This window comes from Pyramidobacter sp. C12-8, from assembly GCF_002007215.1.
Taxonomy (GTDB): Bacteria; Synergistota; Synergistia; order Synergistales; family Dethiosulfovibrionaceae; genus Pyramidobacter.
In genome coordinates this window covers 20,328-39,374 of the sequence record NZ_MUHX01000025.1, presented here as the reverse complement: position 1 = coordinate 39,374, position 19,047 = coordinate 20,328, and the positions used below count along the sequence as shown (strand labels likewise).

Here is a 19,047-nt window from a genome sequence, read left to right as displayed (position 1 = left end):
CTTTACTCACCCGTCCGCTGCTCGAATGATTCAATTCAACATATGTCTCCTCAAACCATCCTCGCTCAACTTGCATGTGTTAAGCACGCCGCCAGCGTTCGTCCTGAGCCAGGATCAAACTCTCCGTTGAAAATTGATCGAGCTCATGCACTAGCTGTCTCTTCTTCACCATATTCACTTTTCAAGGTGCTGCATCGCAGCCGATTTCGGCGCGACCGGGATAATATACCACTACTCTTTTAAGAATGCAAGCCCCGATTTGTCATCTCGATTCGATTGCAAAAACATCGTTCCGATCCGGTCGAACACTGCTGCGCTTCGATTTCCTCCTCGATTTTTCTCTCCCGTACTTCGCCCAGAGATTTGACTGACTTTTTTTTTCCGCTAGAATAGACGATGCTGTGTTCGTTGTTACTCTGAATTACTGAGGTGAATCCCGTGAATAGCAGCAATAACGTTAAAGGGGGGCACACTGCACCGCAGAGGCCGAAGACTTCTGCAAAAGTACCCCAAAAAAGGAAAAAATCGTTTCTGAACAAATTTCTGATGTGGTTGGGGATGACGCTCCTCGTCTGTATCGCGGTGGTTTCTGTAGGATTGGCTTTATACATCAATAAGATTTCGGATACGTTGCCAACTGACGATGAGATTCTTGCTTATCGAGCGAATGAAGCCAGCATCGTTTACGACCGCAAAGGCCGCGTGATCACGGAGCTGTACGTTGAGAACCGGAAGCCCATGAAGCTGGAACAGTTCTCAAAGTGGATGGTGATGTCGATTCTCGCGGCGGAGGATTCTCAGTTTTACTCTCACAAGGGAATCCGGCCGCTGGCAATTCTGCGTTCGCTGTTTAGCGGCGAAGGCGGACAGGGGGCCAGCACGATCACGCAGCAGCTGGCGAGAAATCTCTTTTTGTCGAGTGAAAAGAGTCTGGACCGCAAAGCCAAAGAAGCCATCATTTCTCTCCACATGGAAAGGCTCTATTCCAAAGATAAACTGCTTGAGACGTATCTCAACGCGATCTATTTCGGTCATGGCGCCTGGGGCATCGACGCGGCGGCTCACAGCTACTTCAACAAGAGCGCCAGCGATTTGACGCTCGGCGAGGCTTCGATTTTGGCAGGCCTGGTCGCCGCTCCCGAAAAATATTCTCCAATCAGGAACATGAGCCTGGCCAAAGCTCGCCAGAATTATGTGCTGAACCGCCTGGTCCATTTGGACTGGATCACTCGGGAAGAAGCAAATGCCGCCGCTCAAGAGCAGTTGAAATTCAACGAACGGACCGAGAAGAGCAAGCTCGCTTTCAATAAAGCGCCCTATTTTGTGAGCCACATTCTCTTCAAAGAGTTGATCCCGGTTTACGGCAGCGACAAGATTTACAAGGGCGGCATGAGGATCTACACGACGCTGGATCTCGACGTGCAGCAAGCGGCGGAGGAGTCCATGGAAAAGTTGAAAAGCGAAGGCGGGCTCGTCGCGCTTGATCCGACAGACGGAGCGGTCCTCGCTCTGGTCGGCGGCAAAGACTTCGAACAAAGCAAATTCAACCGGGTGACGCAGGCGTTCCGGCAGAGCGGTTCGGCTTTCAAGCCAATTGTTTATGCGGCTGCGCTTGAAGCCGGCTACCGCCCGATTGACCACATTATGGACACGCCGATTTCACTGCGCGTTCCCAATTCATCGGGACCTGCCTGGACGCCGCATAATTTCAGTGAAACGTATGTGGGAGAAGAAACGCTGCTCAACGCTCTGGCCCATTCACATAACACTCCGGCGGTGCGCCTGACCTATATGCTGGGGCCGATGAACGTCGTCGAGACGGCCCGGCGTATGGGGATCTCTTCGCCGTATTTGACCCCTACGCTTTCCGTTGGTTTGGGGGTCGCCAGCGTCACGCCGCTGGAAATGGCCGTCGTCTACTCGGTTTTCGCCAATAACGGCAGCCGCGTCGAGCCCTACTTCGTTCGAGAGATCCGCAGTCGCGAGGGAAAAGTTCTTCAGCAGAATTCCCCGAAGATCACAGAAGCCCTTCAGCCTGGTACGGCAATGATCGCTCGTTCGATGCTCCAGGAAGTCATCCGCGCCGGTACCGGCAGCAAAGCGCGCCTTGCCGGATTCGAAATGTTCGGTAAGACCGGCACGACAAACGATTACACCGACGCATGGTTCGCCGGCGGCGTCCCCGGACTGGTCGCCGTCGTTTATGCGGGAAATGATGACCTGAAACCGCTTGGCGGCAAAAACGCGACGGGCAGTCACGTTGCCCTTCCCGTATGGTCCTCGTTCATCAGAAGCGCCGTCAAAATCCTCGAAACGCCCCAAGTCTTTCCCAGAGAGCTTTCCGACGAGGAAAGCGGCGTCAGGGTCATGCGCGTATGCGTCGAAAGCGGTTTTCCGGCCTCGCCGGAATGCAAAAAAGTCACCAATATCTACATGCCTGCGGACAGAATCCCCACCGCCCCCTGTCCGCTCCACGCCGAGGGCGCGGCAGAGATGGAAGATTCCAACGCACCGCAACTGCTGCTTTTGGATCAAGATAAGACAGATCTCGAAGCCGTCAAGAAGGATGAAGAACTCCTGGTCTCCCAAGATCAGCTTCCGATTTTCGATCCCTCCCAGATTCCGCCGCCCGTTCCTCCCCCCCCCGACCTCCCGCCAGCAGAGGGGAACAGCACTGGCAGCTGGCGCGATTACATCAAAAAGGACGACCGTTCCGTTGAAGAACGGTATCAGGAACTGCTCAAAAAATACAATATTCAATAATGAAAAGTCCGAAGGCCGGCTTCGCACCATGCCTTCGGACTTTTTCAATCCACTGCGGTCATACGCGTTTTCGATAATAGAGAAATAATAGAGAAAGAAGAAGCCCGCAACGGCGGGCTTCTTCTTTCTCTCGATTTGGCTTTTAACAGCACAACACCGTCTAGTACATGCCGCCCATGCCGGGGCCCATGCCGCCGGCCGGATCGGCCTTCTTCTCCTCGGGCTTGTCAGCCACAAGGACTTCGGTGGTCAGGATCATCTTGGCAATGGAAGCGGCGTTCTCGAGAGCGCTGCGGGTCACCTTGACGGGATCGATGATGCCTGCTTTGATCAGGTCGACATACTCACCGTTGGAAGCGTCAAGGCCATGACCTTCCTCAAGGGAACGAACTTTCGCGACAACGACGTCACCCTGCAGGCCGGCGTTGGTCGCGATCAGATGCAGAGGCGAAGACAGCGAGTTGAGCACGATGTTGGCGCCCGTGCGCACGTCGCCCTTCAGTCCCTGCTTCTCGATCTCCTTCTCAAGATCCTCGACGCAGTTGACGAGAGCCACACCGCCGCCGGCCACGATGCCTTCCTCAACGGCCGCGCGGGTGGCGGAAAGCGCGTCGTCGATACGAAGCTTCAGTTCCTTCTGCTCGGTCTCGGTGGCGGAACCGACCTGAATGACGGCTACGCCGCCGACCAGCTTGGCAAGGCGCTCCTTGAGCTTTTCCTTGTCGTAGTCGGAAGTGGAGTTCTCGATCTCGGTGCGGATCTGAGCGGCGCGGTTACGGATGTCGTCCTTGTTGCCGCTGCCGTCGACGATGGTGGTGTCTTCTTTGGTGATGCGGATCTTCTTGGCGCGGCCAAGTTTGGACAGCTCGACGTTCTCGAGCTTTTCGCCGAGGTCGGAAGTGACCACCTCGCCGCCGGTGACCACAGCGATATCCTGCAGCATGGCCTTGCGTCTCTCGCCGAAGCCGGGGGCCTTGACGGCCACGGCGGTCATGGTGCCGCGCAGTTTGTTGACGACGAGGGTCGCCAGAGCTTCGCCTTCCACGTCCTCAGCGATGATCAGCAGAGGCTTGCCGGTCTGCAGAACTTTTTCGAGGATCGGCAGCAGATCTTTGACGTTGCTGATCTTACCGTCGTGGATAAGCACATAGGCGTCTTCGAGCGAAGCTTCCATGCGCTCGGGGTCGGTGACCATATAGGGGCTGATGTACCCCTTGTCGAACTGAAGTCCGTCGACGGTCTCCAGCGTCGTGCCGGTGGTCTGGCTGTCCTCGACGGTGATGACGCCGTCGCGGCCGACTTTCTCCATGGCTTCGGCGATGATGGCGCCGATGGCCTTGTCGTTGGCGGAGATCGAAGCGACCTGGGTGATGTCGTCCTTCCCGTTGACCTGGTGAGCCATCGCCTTCAGGTGCTCGGTCACAGCGTCCACGGCCACGGAAATGCCGTTGCGCAGGTAAATGCCGTTGGCGCCGGCAGCCACGTTCTTCATGCCCTCGCTGATCATCTCGCGGGCCAGCACGGTCGCGGTGGTCGTGCCGTCGCCGGCCACGTCGTTGGTCTTGGAAGCGACTTCCTTGAGAAGCTGAGCGCCCATGTTCTCGAAGGGATCTTCAAGCTCGATCTCCTTGGCGATGGTCACGCCGTCGTTGGTGATGGCGGGAGAACCGAATTTTTTGTCCAGCACGACGTTGCGGCCTTTGGGGCCGAGGGTCACGCCGACGGTATCGGCAACTTTGTTGATGCCGCGCTCGAGCGCACGACGGGATTCTTCGCCAAAAGCAAGAATTTTAGCCATTTATGAATTCCTCCTGAAAAAATAATGATGTCTGTCCAAAAAAACTAGTCGATCACCGCAAGAACGTCGCGCTCGCTGAAAATCACGAGCTTCTCGCCGTCAAGCTTGATCTCCGTGCCGGAATACTTGCTGAAAACGATATGGTCGCCGACTTTCACTTCAAGGGGAAGCTTCTGACCATTGTCGAGAATGCGCCCCGTTCCGACGGCGATGACTTCGCCTTCCTGAGGTTTTTCCTGCGCGGTGTCCGGCAGATAAAGACCGCTCTTGGTCTTTTCTTCTCCGCTGACGACTTTGACGACGATACGATCCGCAAGGGGTTTCAACTGCATTATTTATTCCTCCTATACTGAGTTCGACAAAAATCTCCGAAGTGATTTTTATTAGCACTTAATCACTTCGAGTGCTAACAATGGTTATGATACAATTTTGGCGGTCAAATTCAAGAGTGATCACAGAAAAATATTTTATCTTTTAGCGATTTTTCGCGATAAAATTTCGTTTATCAGCTGTTTCCTACCGTATGCTGTTCTTTCGCTTAATCATGTAAAAACAATCGCGACGCGGCCTTGTCCATAAAATAAAGAGAGCAACCACAGCGGATTGCTCTCTTAAAAATCATTGCTCCGTCGGGACGCGATCCCCGGACACGAAGCGCGAGAAATGCTCCCGACAATAACGATGGATCTCCCCCGCGGTCGCCAAGTTCAGCACTTCATCAGCACAGGCGCGCATTTCTTCGGTTTTCAACAGCGAAAGGATCCACTGGGTGCGCAGCATCTCGGAAGGGTTGACGCTGAAAGAACGCAGTCCCATGCCGAAAAGGATCGGACTCAGCAGGGGATCTCCCGCCATTTCTCCGCACAAACTGACGGGCTTGCCCGCCGTCGCGCCATTTTTGATGGTGGTCTGCACAAGGCGCAGGACCGAGGGCGAGAACGGCGAATAAAGATAAGACAACGCCGAGGCCAGGCGGTCGACGGCCATGGTGTATTGGATCAGGTCGTTGCTGCCGATGCTGAGAAAGTCGCATTCGCACGCGATCAGATCGGAAATGACGGCGGCCGAAGGCGTCTCCACCACGACGCCGACTTTAGTGCGAGGATTGAAGGCCGTCCCTTCCCGGCGAAGTTCCTCCTTGACGTCATCAATCACGGCTTTTGCCGAACGCACTTCGTCAATGGCCGAAATCAGCGGCAGCAGGATGGAAACGTCCCCGTAGGCGCTGGCGCGCAGAATGGCCTTGATCTGGCTGCGGAAGATGTCCACGCGCGACAACGAATAACGAATCGCCCGATGGCCGAGCGCCGGGTTCTTCTCTTCCGGCATGTTCAGATAGGAGGGGATCTTGTCGCCGCCGATGTCAAGCGTGCGGAAGACCACCGGACGGCCCTTCATGGCCAGCAGCGCTTTCTTGTACTCCCAGAACTGTTCCCCTTCCGCCGGCAGATGCGCGCGGGTCAGATAAATGTATTCCGTCCGATAAAGTCCGACGCCGTGCCCGTCAACTTCCACGATCGACTTGATATCCGCATCGGAAGCCGCGTTGCCGTAAACTTTCAACAGCACCCCGTCGGCGCTGCAAGCCGGCCGTCCCACAAAACTGCGCAACCGCTGCTGAAACAGACTCTCCCGTTCCTGTCGCGCGCGACATTCCCGGATCGTTTTCTCGTCCGGGTTGATAAAAACATCGCCATTATTGCCGTCGACAATGATAAAATCGCCGCGATATACGTCGTCGGCGACTCCGCTCAGCCCCACCACGGCAGGCTTGTGCTGATTGCGGGCCATGATGGTGGCATGAGAACCGATCGTTCCCTCTTCACAGATCAACCCGACAATATTATTCTTCTGGATCAGCGAGATCTCCGCTGTGCCCATGCTTTTGCAGACAAGGATCAGGCCTTCCCGCTCGTCCCTGAGCAGGTCACCGCCTTCGATATGCAGAAGCAGACGGCACACGCGCGCCGAAACGTCTTTGACGTCATCGGCCCGGGCCTTCAGGCAGTCGTTGTCCATATTCTCGAAGACCTGAGCGAACTTTTCCGCCACGGTCTTGACAGCCCATTCGGCGTTGACGTTCTGAGCGACGATCATGTCTCGAATCTCACCGAGAAATTCCGGATCTTCGAGCATCACGCCATGGACGCGGTACAAATCGGGGCCCGCTTCGTCTCCGTCAACAACGGCCGTCTTCTCGTCGCCATAAAGCCGTCGGATCTCTTCGCTGGCCGTCGCTACGGCCAGGTTCAGACGCTCCACTTCCCCTTCGGCGTCGTCGACATAGTCTTTTTCTATCTCGAGCTGTTCCTTCCAGTCGACGTAAACTTGCCCCATGACAATTCCCGGAGATACGCCCAGCCCCTTCACGCAATTTCCTCCCTCGCCCCTGTACAGAATTCTAAAGACAAGATATCACAGACAAACGCTCAGCTCAACGCTCGATTCCATCGCGGGCCATGACCCCGGCGTCGTAGTAGTGCTTGATCAGCTTCATTTCGGTCACGAGGTCGGCACGTTCAATGAGCCAACGAGGCGCATAACGCCCCGTCAAAAGCAGCTCCGTTCTTCCGGGACGTTCATCCAAAAAGTTTTCTACCGTTTCATCGGAGACCAATCCGAACCACAGCGCCACGTTGATCTCGTCGAGCACGACCAGATCGTACCGCCCGGAGAGCATGGCCTGCCGGCAAATTTCCAGTCCCCGCCGCGCCATCTCTCGGTCTTTCTCGGTCATTTCCTCACGATGAAGGCAGCGGGGACCGCCGAACGTCTGCAGGTCGATCTGCGGCAGCGCCGAGAGGGCGCGATGCTCGCCATAAAGCTGTCCTTTCATGAACTGCCCGAAGAAAACGCGCCCGCCGTTCCCGGCCATGCGGAGGGCAAGCCCCAGCGCCGCCGTGGTTTTGCCCTTGCCGTTGCCCGTATAGACTTGCACGAAACCGCGTTCGAGCATGTTCAGGCTCCCATGATGCGGCTGCGGAAGACGAAGAACACGGCGCCGAGAATGCAGAGCATCGCCCACAGGTAATCGAGCGTCAGTTTTTCCTTTAAATAGAAGGTGGAAAACAGCACGAAAACGGTCAGGGCGACGACCTCCTGCAGAATTTTCAACTGCCCCACCGAAAGCGCCTGATGCCCGATCCTGTTCGCGGGCACCTGCAGGCAGTACTCGAAGAACGCGATCCCCCAGCTGGCAGCGGCCGCGACGAACCACGGCCGGTCGGCGAGGCTTTTGAGATGACCATACCAGGCAAACGTCATAAAAACGTTGCTGCAGCACAATAAAACCGCGCAGACAAGAACCGATTTCAAATGGATTCCTCTTTTCCGCTCAGACGCTCAGGGAAAAAACGACGGCAGCTCCTCCGCTTTTCCGCTCGCAGTCCGTCACAGCGTTTCCTTTTCGCTGGACTGAAGGACAACCACGGCCACGTCGGCGGGGACTTTTTTCGCAAAAGCCTGCGGATCCGCCATAATGTTGGGAAACGTGTTGTAATGCATGGGGATGACTTCACGGGGATGGATCATTTCCGCCGCTTGCGCCGCTTCGTCGGCGTTCATCGTGTAGGTTCCGCCGATCGGCAGCAGCGCGACGTCGATCGCCATGGAACGCAGCTCTTTCATGCCGTCGAAGAGCATGGTGTCGCCCGCGTGATAAACCTTGTGCTTATCGACTTCGATCACGTAGCCGCAGGGTTCGCCGTCAGGCAGTTCCTGCCCGTCGGCCTGAATCGACGAGGTGTGGACCGCGGGCACGACAGCGACCTTGCCGAACAGGAAGTTTCGGCTCTCGCCGCTTTTCATTACCGTGATCGTTTCCGGATTCACGCCTTGTGATCTTAGATACTCGGCGATCTTATCGTTGCAGATCACGGCACATTCGGTTTGTCTGGCGATAGCCGCCGCGTCCCGCAGATGATCGGCATGTCCGTGCGTCAGCAGCATCGCGTCAAGCGCGATGAAATCATCCGCCGTACAGCAGGCATAGGGGTTGCCCGTGAAAAACGGATCGATCACGATCGAACTGTAATCGCTCTGGATCTTGAAGCTGGCATGACCTAAAAACTGAAGCTGTGTTGCCATAGCGCACACCCTCCCTCAAAATTTAACGCAGATTCGTGATTTTTATTACAAATAAATATATTAGCATAAAAAGAGTCCGCGTGCTCCTATTATACGATTAAATTTCATGCCGGTTCTCGTCGTGTTTTTTATACAAAGCTCATCCCGCCATTCGGCGACAAACTTCAAACCGACACGCGCCTCCGCGCAAAAAGCGCCGTCCTTCTTTCGAGAGACGGCGCTTTTTGCACGGCCGATATATTCCGACTCAAAGTTTGAAGTCTTCGATACGGAACATATCCGTATAGGTCGGATAAGGCCACAACTCTTTGGCAATGAGCCGCTCGGCTTCATCGCTGTCGGCGCGGATCGATTCCATCAGCGACGCGCCGTCGCCGGCGAGAGTCTTCGCGGCGGCGTGAGCGTCTCCGTCCTTGACCGAGCCCGCCACGGCGTCCAGCATTTCCAGTTTCTCAAGGATGCCGCATTTGATCTCCGCCAGACGTTTCAGATTCTTCTCCCATGGGGCGATATGGGCACGCAGTTCCACCGGCAGGGCGGACAGCGCGCCGGCTTCGCAGGCCAGCTGTTTCGAAATGGCCGGCAGCACGCCCTCGAACATCATCGCGCGCAGCACGCCGATCTCCGTCAGCATCGTTTCATTGTACTGTTCCAGACGCACCTCATGATAAGCGACGATCTCGCGGTCCGTCATGATCCCCAGATTCGCCAGCAGATCGCGATGTTCTCTGCTCAGATACTGATCCAGAGCTTCGACCGTATTCCTGCACACCGGCAGGCCGCGGCGCTTCGCCTCTTCGATCCACGCCGCGTCGTAACCGTTGCCTTCAAAGCGCACGTTCGCCGATTCCTCCCAAGCGTCTTTGATCACGGCCAGCGCCGCGTCAGCCACGTCCGCCCCGCCGATGAGACGCGACTCCAGCGCCGTACAGAAGCGCTCGATTCCTTCGCTCCAGGCAGCCAGCATCACGGTCAGCGGGCCGCCGAGCGCCTGCGGAGCGCCGACGCCGCGGAACTCCCATTTGTTGCCCGTGAAGGCGATCGGCGAGGTGCGGTTACGGTCGCTGACGTCTCTGTTCAACGTCGGCAGACGGTCCAGGCCGAGGTCGATGGACCCCTTCGCCGTCATGTCTTCGTTGAGGCCTTGGGCCAGACCGTTCAAAGCCCGGTCGATCTGCGAGCCGACGTAGACGCTCATGATCGCCGGAGGCGCTTCATGCCCGCCAAGACGATAGCTGTTGCCCGCCGAAGCGATGGACGCGCGCAGCAGGCCGCCGTGCCGGCTGACGCCGAGCAGGAACGAGGCGATAAAAGAAAGGAACTGGACATTGCGCCTCGGGTTGCTGGTCGGCTTGAGCAGATTGCGCCCTTCGCTGTCGCGCAGCGAAACGTTCAGGTGCTTGCCGCTGCCGTTGACGCTGGCAAACGGCTTTTCATGCAGCAGCAGCTGGAAATGGTGGCGGCGCGCCATCTTGCGCATCACTTCCATGAGCATCTGGTTCTGGTCGCAGCCCTGATTGGCTTCCGAGAGGACGGGCGCGAACTCGAACTGCCCGGGAGCCACTTCGTTATGGCGGGTTATCAGCACTTGGCCGAGGCGGTACATATCGCGCTCGACGTCCTCCATGAAGGCGAGGACACGCGGATGGATCGCGCCCAGATAATGGGCTTCCACGGCCTGAGCCTTGGGCGACGGCGCGCCGATCAGGGTGCGGCGGCACAACTCGATGTCCGGACGGCGGCGCGCCTTTTCCTCGTCGACGAGGAAATATTCCTGCTCCGCGCCAATGGTCACGTCGACGGAACGCACGGTGCGGTTGCCAAACAGTTTGAGCAGACGCATGGCCCGTTCCTGGATGGCGCCGATGCTTTTCAGCAGCGGCGTTTTCATGTCCAGCGGCGTACCGTCGTAGGAGATGAATACCGAAGGGATGCAGAGCGTGCCGCCTTTGTGGCTGAGGACGATGAATGCCGGGCTGGAAGGATCCCAGGTGCAGTAGCCGCGCGCCTCAAAGGTGTTTCTCATGCCGCCGGAAGGAAAGGACGAGGCGTCGGGCTCGCTCTGGATCAGTTCCTTGCCGCTGAACGTATGGATCGGGTGGCCTTCCCCGTCGAGGTTGAGAAAGGCCATATGACGTTCCGCCGTGACTTCCGTCCGCGGCTGGAACCAATGGGTGTAGTGCGTCGCTCCCTTGGAAAGGGCCCATTCCTTCATGGCCGCCGCCACGTAGTCGGCAATCGAACCGTCGAGCTTGCCGTCTCCCTCGACCGCCGTCATCAGGCGCCGGTACACGTCTTCCGGCAGACGCTCTTTCATGGCCGCTTTGTCGAAAACATGCATTCCGAAAATCTCCGCAGGACGGGTTACGCCTTCATCCATTTGCTCTGACCTCCCGAAAATGTGTTTGCCGTGCCCAACCCTTCAAGGAAAGACACGAGCGTTTTTTTCGATTCATCTTTTTATGATGCAAGAGTATATCACATCCATTGGGATAAGATCATGCAGATACACACAAAATACAAAATTTATGCACATGAAAATCCATTTACATGCATGTCTTTTTGAAAAAAGACATGCACAGACAGAATTTTGACAGCGCACTCATTTCCGCCGTCGATCTTTAATGCCAAGGTCAAAAAAAATGAGCCCGATACGGTCATTCAACCATATCAGGCTCTCTTTTCAGCAGTTTCCTTCATAAACGTAGGTCAGATGCCGGCGAGCGCGCTCCGCCAGGCGGTAAATCCGCGCCACCGGCGTCGGCGGTCTGTCCTGAACTTTATAGTGCGGAAAAAAGCGCGAGAGATGCAACGGCAGATTGCGGTCAAGCGACGCCAGCCAGGCCGCCAGCCGCTCGATTTCATCGTCGCCGTCGTTCTTTCCGGGCACGATCAGCGTCGTCACCTCGACGTGACAGCCGAATTCAACGGCGCAGCGGATGAAGTTCTTCACCGTTTCCAGATCGCCGCCCAGCCAGCGGTAGTACGCCTCGGTAAAGCCCTTCAGATCCACGTTCATGGCGTCGATCAGCGGCAAAAGCCGCCGCAGCGGCTCGGAAAGCAGAGAACCGTTCGTGACCAGAACGTTTTTCATCTTCCGCTCATGGATCAGCTGCGCGCAGTCGACGACAAAATCATAGCTGACTGTGGGTTCGTTATAGGTGTACGCTAAGCCGATGTTCCCGCGGACTCGGAGTGCCCCGGCCAATTCCGCCAGCTGAACGGGTTCGGCGCGCCGCACGGCAAGGCCGCTTCCGTCGGACATGGCGATGGAATCGTTCTGGCAAAAAGGGCAGCGCAAGTTGCAGCCGTAACTTCCAACCGACAGGATGAAACTGCCGGGGTAAAAGCGCCGCAAAGGCTTTTTCTCGATCGGATCCAGGGCCAGCGAGGTGATCCGGCCGTAATTTTCCTCAACGATGCGCCCGCCGCGGCACACTCTGGCGCGGCAGATGCCCCGCTGGCCTTCCTCCAACGCGCAGCGGTGGAAACACAGCTGACAGCGTTTCATCGATGACGCACGACCTCGAAGCGCTGAAGCGAGTAATTTTCGCCGCGCTCGATGCCGGCTTTGCGAAGCGCGATGTCCAGCTGCCGCTCGACGGTATCGACGCCTTCGAGGTCGGGCAGCAGCAGTCCTTTGCGGTGCCCGCTGCTGACGATCACGCCGTAGCGCCTGACGTCGAGGTCGTCTTTTGTCGCCTCTTCGGCCGGCGAAAGCACGTCCACGTCGTACACGAGCCGCGGCAGTTCCGCTTCGGTTACGGGAGCGAAGCGCGGGTCGCGCGTTCCTGCGGAGACCGCGTTGTGGAGGATCTCCTCGGCGACGGAACCTCTGACCGGCTCGATCGTCCCGATGCAGCCGCGCAGTTCGCCGGCAATCTTGACGGAGACGAAGACGCCGGCGCGGCGCTTCGTCAGATCTTCCGGCAAGCCGTCAGGGAGCTCGGCCACGCGGCCGCTCTTCACATAATGTTCCAGGCTCAGCCGCGCCAGCTTTACATAGGCGTCTTCACACGCGGCGGTCTGACGCAGTTTTTCCCGTTCCCGCCGCAGGAACAGCTGATCGAAACGCCGCCTTTCATCGACGGCACAGGGAACGAAGCAGGCCACGCCGTAACCGACGCCAAACGGTCCCTCGTAACTCAGGACCTCGCTCTCCACGTCGCAGCCGTCGAAGGCGCCCGCCATGACGACAAAAGAACGCAGACCGCATTCCGCCGCTTTTTCGCAGAAAACGGGATCGAGCTCGAGCATGGCGCCGAAGTCGGCCGACGAAAAAATCTCCATGATCCGCCGATCAAATTCGGGCCCTTCCGGCGCAAAACCATAAGGCCCGTCGGCTTTCAATTTGTGCGACAGGTCGCCGCTGGCAACGACGACGGCCCTGCGCCCCAAACGCTCCGCCGCGCGGGCGATCGCCTTGCCGAAGTTGTAATGCTCGAGCAACGGCAGTCCCGAAAGACCGATTCTGACCACAGGGATCGCGCCGCACGACTGACAAAAGAACCGCAATGGAATCATTGTGCCATGATCGAGTTCGGCACGGCGTTCGCCCTTTTTCCCAGCAGGGATCCCGGATGCCGCCGCTTCAGACCCGATCGCTTCCGCCAGCGCGTCGTCGTAAGAAACGGCGCACGCCGCGTCGGGCCGGCCGAACGCCGCGAAGCTTCCGCGCGCCTGTTGCCCTGGCGAGATGTGAAAATAATCGCGATACATGATGGAATGGGGCGACAGGACGATCAGAACGTCGGGCTTCAGCGCCGCGGCCCGGCGGGCCGCTTCACGATAGGCGTCGATGGTTGCCTGGATTCCCTTTTCCTCTCCGCGCCCGATTTCCGGAAGGATCAACGGCGGATGAGGCACCGCAAAAGCTCCAAGAATTGCCACGTGGATCACTCCTTTCACACACAGACGTTGACCCGAGCCGCTTAGCTCTCACTCCGCCATGGCGCTTTTTCACTCTCGAAATCCCGCATAAAATGCAGCAGCAGCGTCAACGCCAGCAGATCGGCGCTGCCGCCGGGACTGAGGTTCTCCGCTATGAACTGGCGGTCGAGCCGGGCGATGCCCGCCATGTCCGGCACAGTTTTTTCATCGAGCAGACGGCCGATCTCGCGTTGTACCTCACGAAAGCGGAACAAACTGGAGCGCCGGATCATGTTCGTGTCGTCCGCGGCGCCGATCAGATGCAGCAGAGTCACCGCCGCGGCGTCGTTCAGCGGCAGATTCTCCGCTAACAGCCGTTCGAAAACGGGCAGCCCGCATTCGATCACCGCGGGAAAGCCGGCCGCCGCCTCGCCGCGGATCCCCGTGACGCCGCTTTCGCGAAAAATTTTCTCGCCCGCGGACTGTCCCTGCGGAGAAAACTCATCTTTCAGCCCCGTCAGCATCTTCCGCGCCACGCCGGCCAACCGCTCCGCCGCGGCGTTTTCCCCGCGCCCCCACAGCCAGCCGCGGGCCGCGCAGATCACGCCGACGGAGAAGATCGCGCCCTTGTGAACGTTGACGCCGCCGGTCGCTTCCAGCATGACCGTTTCGGCCTCCATCCCCGGCAGCCGCAGCGATTGAAAAAGCCGCTCCGGCTCCTGTTCGGCCGCTTCGGCCCCCAGCGCGGCACAGAGGTGGAAATACGGCGCCAGCGTGCCGGCGCTGTCCATAAACGTGAAAAGGTCCATATCGCGATGCGATCCCGAGTTGAAGCGGTCCACCAGCCCCGGCTTGGGCGAAACGCAGACCTCGTACAGCAGCGCCCGTTGAGCGGCGCTCGCGACCGTATCGGCAAAACGGCCGACGGCGTCGTCGTACATCAGCTTCACGGCGGCGCAGGCCAGTTCCCGCGCCGGATGGATCCGGCGCGGCGCGCAGTCCATCGCGGCGCGCCCGCAGATCACGCACCGGCGCGGCGGCAAACCCAAAGCGTCACGGGAAATTTTCACCCCGTCGGAAGCCAGAACGTCCATGTCGTAGAGCCGCGACGCAGGCGAACTGATCTCGAGGGCGACAGTCAGCCTTTTGACGTCTGCCGGCGCGCCGTCGGTCAAAAGCATGGCCTCGCTGCCCGTCGGCTCGACGCGGCATGCTTTTGTGACGATCGAGATCCCGTTCCGCGCCAGATGCCGCTCCAGCCGCGCCAGCCCGTGCCGAAAAAACGCCTGCGCCAAAGGAAACTGTTTGATCTCGCCCGGCATGTTCAGCGTATAACTGATCAGGCTTTTTCCGCCGCCGCGCAGCATGTCCCGTTGACGCGCCGCCCGCCGCTCGCGCGCCGCCAGCATCTGCGCAAGAGAAACGCCGTTTTCTCCAAGAATCCGTTCAACGTCCATAAAATCATCTTCCATAAAATGCCCGCAGGCAGATTTATTTTCATTATCATACTGGTTCTCATTAAAAAGAGCAAAGGCCTTCTGCCATTTTTGACGAAAACGAGCATGACCTCAGGTCGAGAGCGCGCAGAACACAAGAACAAAAATCCCCCTCGGCGATCCGAGGGGGGAACGTTTCTGATTGGTGGCGGTAACTAGGACATCAACATCCTTCTGCCCTTGCAATTACTATATAAGAAAATCTAATTTCGTTTTACTGGTACGGCTTTTAGCACGCTTTTTTCGCACGTGTCCAAATGCAAAAACACCCTCTCGCTAACGATTATACCATTGGCAAGAGGGTGTTTGTCATTTTGCGATCATTATTCCTATCGAGCCGATCAGAACGCCGTACAGCAGTCCTTGACCTTTGGCGCGCCTGATTTTGGCGTTGTAGGCGGCGCGTTCCCGTTCCAGTTCCCTTTTCAGGTCGCCGACCAAGCGCCGCGTGTCCTCGGCCTGCGCGGCGATCTCCGCGCGCAGCTCGTCCATGCCCTGCCGCAGCACGCGTACGCTCTCGCGGTCGGCCGTCCATCCCGCCACCGTGTCGCGCATGGCCTGCTCGCTCAGCAGGTAGCCGCCGGGGACGCGCTGCACATCAGCGGTCTTTGCGGTACTCGGCGAGCAAAGCGTCGAGAGCAGCAGTGAGGCGGTCAGCAGGCAGCTCAGCGGTCTTTTTACGCACAGTCTCACGAGCGGTCACCTCCCTCTGTCTGGTGGCGTCAACAATGGCGTCTGCCCGGCGCTCCGACGTGGCGGCGCTCTCGCGCAGGCGAGAGATCAGCGCGTCCGTCTCGCCGCGGCCGTCATAGCCGTGCCAGTACCACGCTGCCAGCAGAGCGACAACGACAATCGCTGCCAGTACGTAGAGCCAGCGGCGGCTTACCTTTCCGAGGACCGCGGCAAAGATATTACTCATCATGCCCACGGCGGTCCCACTTTCCTTTCAGCAGCCATTCCTGCACGCCGTCGAATGCCGCCTTGACCGTCTCCTGGATCTCCGTATAGGCGATGTCCAGGAGCGGGCCGCCGACGTAGCCGCACATGGCGATAATGATCGCGCTCAGCTGTCGGCTCACGCCCAGCTCGTTCAGCCCCCAAGCGACGATCGCGCCGATCGCCCCGGCGCTGATCAGCCCCACTGTAAAACGCCAGCCGTCGAAAGGTTCTCCAAGATGCTCGCGGCCGGCGCGCACTCCCTGAAAAATCATGGCCAGCATCGCTCCCACACCTCCCGTCATGGCGATGTCTATCAACGTCCGCTCGTGCTGTTCCTCTCCCGGCATATAGCTACCTCGCTTTTCTTCGATCCCACGTCCTCAGATGTCCGTCCGGCGCTTTGGCGATGTCGATGTGCACGCCCCAGTTATATAACCCAATGCCACCCAGTTCCGAAAGCTCGCCGTTCTCCCAGGCGCGGACGATGGCGTCGTAAACCGCCTGCGGCGACAGGCGCTTGCAGTAAAAGTCCATCGCCCGCCCGCTCAAGTGTTTGCTCCGCGGGCTGCCGCCGACTTTCGCGTTATGCTTGCGGCACCGGCATACCGACGTCACGATCATCGGCTCGCCCAGCAGGTCGCGTATTTTTCCCGCCAGCGCCAGCAGCCGCGGCGTCGCGTTGCACAGTCCGCAGCCGCACCGGCACACGCATTCGTCTTTCGCAAAATGCGGCGACAACATTTCCCGTGCCATAAAACCACCTCTTGTTTTTTGTGTATAATTGTGTATAATAACGTCATGAAGAGAATAACAGGAGGAAGCAGATGAACCCCAGAAAGAAAACGATTAAAACGCTCGAAGCGAACGGCTTCGTCTTCAAGCGCTCCGGCGCGAACCACGACATCTACTTCAACCCGCAAACGCGCGTCATGATCCCGGTCAAACGCCATGACTTCGACGAAAACGACATGCGATACATTTTCAAAGAAGCCAAAATAAAACAGAGATGACAAGGAGGCCCACATGATTTACATTTACACTGCGGTTTTCACTCCCATCGGCGACGGAGGCTATTACGCCCGCGTCCCCGATCTACCCGGCTGCGTCACCACGGGCAAGAGTCTGGCCGACGCCATCGATCAGATCGCCGACGCCATGAACGCCTGGCTGGTTGTCGCCGAAGACGAAGGACTCGAAATCGCTTCTCCGACTCCGCAGGAACAGATGGAGCGCGCGCCGGGAACAGTCTGTTCTGTCATCAAGGCCGATACGCTCTCCTACCGCACCCGGACGGACACCCGCGCCACACGGAAAAACGTTTCATTGCCGATCTGGATGAGCCAGATGGCGGACAAACGGGGAATCAACTGCTCTCAGCTGCTGCAGGAAGCCCTGCGGAAGAAGCTGGAACGGTACGTGTAACGTCCCAAATAAGGGGGAACGCCGTGAAGGCGTTCCCCCTTTTCGTCTATCCTATAAAAGTCTCCGGCCAGACGATGGCGGCTAGATCCTCCGCGCTCTGCGCCGCCGCAACCTGCGTCAGCAGTTCGGCGGCGGCGTTGTACATGGCCGTCACGTAGGTCTGGATCGTCAGACAGAGATCCGTCGCATACGCCTCGTCCAGCTGGATCACAAAGCCGTCTTTGCACGTCCACGTCGGATACGGCACCGTCTCGGGACTGCCGACGGCGGCTGCCAGCGTCGGCGCGGCCATGACCGACAGGGCGAGGCGCTGCGCGTCGCCGTCGGTCCAGATCGGATGCCCCTGCCACATCGTGCCGGTGCGGATGGCGGCGTCGCGCGCAGCGAGGATCTCCACACGTTTCGCCGCCTTGAGCTCTTCAAGCGTCGGCGGATCGGGTTCTGGCTCGATCGTCACTTCGTCGGGGTGCTCAAGCGCGTAGGCGTGGACGGCGGCGTATTCCCCGGAGAGCTCCCACTCGCCCATGTTCGGGCAATTGTAGGGATAGCCGTTTTTCGTAAACGAGTAGCTGCCGTCGAGATTGCGGGTTAGATTTTCGTACATGCTTTGCCTCCTATTCTACACGCCAGGCAAACGCATGAGGGGAGCTCCCCTGTGCGCTTATAGTCGCCCCCCCCGCGGCAACACCGGCTCCCCCGTTATTTACTCCTCTCCAGTAATATGCCCAGGTTCCTCCGGAGGGGAGACTAAAAGAATTCGTCGCCTGTATATACACCCACTGCCCTACGCCGGCGGCGGCTTGGGGCTTGGGGGCTTTCGTGTTGTCCGTCGCTGGGATGCTGATGTTTTTCGTGCCGTCGAAAGCAACGCCGTTGATCGTGCGGGCGGTGGCGAGCTTGGTGGCGGAGCCGGCGTTTCCGGAAACGGACGTTTGTAAGGGGTGCGCATGGTCTCCCCGCGCGAACTTCGACGTTTCCGATCCAACGTTCGCAGTCGCCGCCGGAGGCTTCGGCGTCGTGCTCGAGGCCATGGCGTGCCCGTAGACCGACGCCGAGGCGAGCCCGTACGTAGAATTGTTGACGGCGTGAGAGGGCGGATTCACCGTAATATTCTGCGAGCCGTCGAAGGCGACGCCGTTGATGGTTCTGGGGGTCTTCAGCTTGTCGGCGGTCGGCGCGTTGTAGCTGCCGTTGATGGCGATCGTGACCTTGTCGTTGGTGCTGTCCGGCGTCAGCGCGATGCCGTTGCCGGCGGCCAGCGTCAGTGTGTCCTGCTTATTGTCGGCAACAATAGTGGTACTGCCCACGGCGACTTCGGAGAAGGCGTTTTGGTTGACTTCGGCGCCCGCCGCCACTTCGTTCAGTTTGACTTTGTCCGTCGCGCTCATGAAACCGGCGGTATCGACGGTGGCGACGGCGTGATCGTGCACGTTCGCCGCAAAAGCCGAGGAGTGCTTGCCGTCGACCATGTCGGCGTTGAGTCCGAGATTGACCTGTCGGTCGCTGACGGGAAGATTGCCTTCGTTGTGTCCAACGCTCAGGCCCGACAGTTTTCCGGCATCGACGATTTGCCCGTCTTTCAGGGCTTCCTGATTGGCGCGGATTTCTCCAGGTCCGTTGGCCACAAAACTTTCGTCCGCGGGCAACAGCGGATCGTATGCCATTGGCGTCACT

19 protein-coding genes and 1 rRNA gene are annotated in these 19,047 nt (G+C 58.5%); 3 read left to right on the top strand and 17 right to left on the bottom strand.

What is annotated here, in order from left to right:
* Positions 1 to 130 (bottom strand): 16S ribosomal RNA (locus B0D78_RS09465); the annotation flags it as partial.
* Positions 131 to 630: 500 nt separating this feature from the next.
* Here B0D78_RS09465 and B0D78_RS09460 point away from each other — a divergent pair.
* On the top strand, positions 631 to 2,763 hold the full coding sequence (locus B0D78_RS09460) for a transglycosylase domain-containing protein (protein ID WP_240496153.1): 2,133 nt from the start codon (positions 631 to 633) through the stop codon (positions 2,761 to 2,763).
* A 160-nt stretch (positions 2,764 to 2,923) separates the two neighbouring features.
* Here B0D78_RS09460 and groL read toward each other — a convergent pair whose 3' ends face one another.
* The 14 genes from groL to B0D78_RS09390 form a co-directional block, all read right to left on the bottom strand.
* On the bottom strand, positions 2,924 to 4,561 hold the full coding sequence (gene groL / locus B0D78_RS09455) for a chaperonin GroEL (protein WP_078016727.1): 1,638 nt from the start codon (positions 4,559 to 4,561) through the stop codon (positions 2,924 to 2,926).
* 44 nt (positions 4,562 to 4,605) lie between these two features.
* Positions 4,606 to 4,893, bottom strand: coding sequence for a co-chaperone GroES (gene groES / locus B0D78_RS09450; protein WP_009164021.1), 288 nt, complete (start codon positions 4,891 to 4,893; stop codon positions 4,606 to 4,608).
* Between the two features lie 286 nt (positions 4,894 to 5,179).
* On the bottom strand, positions 5,180 to 6,931 hold the full coding sequence (gene ptsP, locus B0D78_RS09445) for a phosphoenolpyruvate--protein phosphotransferase (protein ID WP_078016726.1): 1,752 nt from the start codon (positions 6,929 to 6,931) through the stop codon (positions 5,180 to 5,182).
* Between the two features lie 64 nt (positions 6,932 to 6,995).
* A complete protein-coding gene (locus B0D78_RS09440; RefSeq protein WP_078016725.1) occupies positions 6,996 to 7,517 on the bottom strand; it encodes a cob(I)yrinic acid a,c-diamide adenosyltransferase in 522 nt (173 codons plus the stop codon).
* Between the two features lie 2 nt (positions 7,518 to 7,519).
* Positions 7,520 to 7,846, bottom strand: coding sequence for a DMT family protein (locus B0D78_RS09435; RefSeq protein ID WP_256385772.1), 327 nt, complete (start codon positions 7,844 to 7,846; stop codon positions 7,520 to 7,522).
* Positions 7,847 to 7,951: 105 nt separating this feature from the next.
* A complete protein-coding gene (locus tag B0D78_RS09430) occupies positions 7,952 to 8,647 on the bottom strand; it encodes a metal-dependent hydrolase (protein ID WP_078016723.1) in 696 nt (231 codons plus the stop codon).
* Between the two features lie 247 nt (positions 8,648 to 8,894).
* Positions 8,895 to 11,027, bottom strand: coding sequence for a glutamine synthetase III (locus tag B0D78_RS09425; RefSeq protein ID WP_078016722.1), 2,133 nt, complete (start codon positions 11,025 to 11,027; stop codon positions 8,895 to 8,897).
* A 303-nt stretch (positions 11,028 to 11,330) separates the two neighbouring features.
* On the bottom strand, positions 11,331 to 12,158 hold the full coding sequence (gene amrS, locus B0D78_RS09420) for an AmmeMemoRadiSam system radical SAM enzyme (protein WP_078016721.1): 828 nt from the start codon (positions 12,156 to 12,158) through the stop codon (positions 11,331 to 11,333).
* The gene (amrA, locus tag B0D78_RS09415) at positions 12,155 to 13,537 is read right to left on the bottom strand and encodes an AmmeMemoRadiSam system protein A (RefSeq protein ID WP_078016720.1); all 1,383 of its coding nucleotides are present in this window, start codon (positions 13,535 to 13,537) and stop codon (positions 12,155 to 12,157) included. Before amrA ends, amrS begins: the two co-directional genes overlap by 4 nt.
* Positions 13,538 to 13,578: 41 nt before the next feature.
* A complete protein-coding gene (citX, locus tag B0D78_RS09410; RefSeq protein WP_168170084.1) occupies positions 13,579 to 14,973 on the bottom strand; it encodes a citrate lyase holo-[acyl-carrier protein] synthase in 1,395 nt (464 codons plus the stop codon).
* Positions 14,974 to 15,321: 348 nt separating this feature from the next.
* Entirely contained in the window at positions 15,322 to 15,609 is a 288-nt protein-coding gene (locus tag B0D78_RS09405; RefSeq protein ID WP_240496152.1) for a chemotaxis protein, read from the bottom strand.
* A 1-nt stretch (position 15,610) separates the two neighbouring features.
* Complete coding sequence (locus B0D78_RS09400) at positions 15,611 to 15,931, bottom strand: transposase (RefSeq protein WP_078016718.1); 321 nt, start codon at positions 15,929 to 15,931, stop codon at positions 15,611 to 15,613.
* Positions 15,924 to 16,298 carry a phage holin family protein gene (locus B0D78_RS09395; RefSeq protein WP_078016717.1) on the bottom strand — a complete coding sequence of 125 codons (375 nt, stop codon included), beginning with the start codon at positions 16,296 to 16,298 and terminating at the stop codon, positions 15,924 to 15,926. The genes B0D78_RS09400 and B0D78_RS09395 overlap by 8 nt, the downstream gene beginning before the upstream one ends.
* A 4-nt stretch (positions 16,299 to 16,302) precedes the next feature.
* Complete coding sequence (locus B0D78_RS09390; protein WP_078016716.1) at positions 16,303 to 16,704, bottom strand: YcbK family protein; 402 nt, start codon at positions 16,702 to 16,704, stop codon at positions 16,303 to 16,305.
* Positions 16,705 to 16,775: 71 nt separating this feature from the next.
* Here B0D78_RS09390 and B0D78_RS09385 point away from each other — a divergent pair, with 71 nt between their 5' ends.
* The gene (locus tag B0D78_RS09385; protein WP_078016715.1) at positions 16,776 to 16,961 is read left to right on the top strand and encodes a type II toxin-antitoxin system HicA family toxin; all 186 of its coding nucleotides are present in this window, start codon (positions 16,776 to 16,778) and stop codon (positions 16,959 to 16,961) included.
* A 13-nt stretch (positions 16,962 to 16,974) separates the two neighbouring features.
* Complete coding sequence (locus B0D78_RS09380) at positions 16,975 to 17,373, top strand: type II toxin-antitoxin system HicB family antitoxin (RefSeq protein WP_078016714.1); 399 nt, start codon at positions 16,975 to 16,977, stop codon at positions 17,371 to 17,373.
* Between the two features lie 46 nt (positions 17,374 to 17,419).
* On the opposite strand, the gene B0D78_RS09375 is transcribed toward B0D78_RS09380, so the two are convergent.
* Together B0D78_RS09375 and B0D78_RS13250 are read right to left on the bottom strand one after the other, a co-directional pair.
* The gene (locus tag B0D78_RS09375) at positions 17,420 to 17,977 is read right to left on the bottom strand and encodes a DUF4376 domain-containing protein (RefSeq protein WP_078016713.1); all 558 of its coding nucleotides are present in this window, start codon (positions 17,975 to 17,977) and stop codon (positions 17,420 to 17,422) included.
* 10 nt (positions 17,978 to 17,987) lie between these two features.
* Positions 17,988 to 19,037: a hypothetical protein gene (locus B0D78_RS13250; protein WP_078016712.1), complete on the bottom strand. Its 1,050-nt coding sequence runs from the start codon at positions 19,035 to 19,037 to the stop codon at positions 17,988 to 17,990.
* Positions 19,038 to 19,047: the final 10 nt, after the last annotated feature.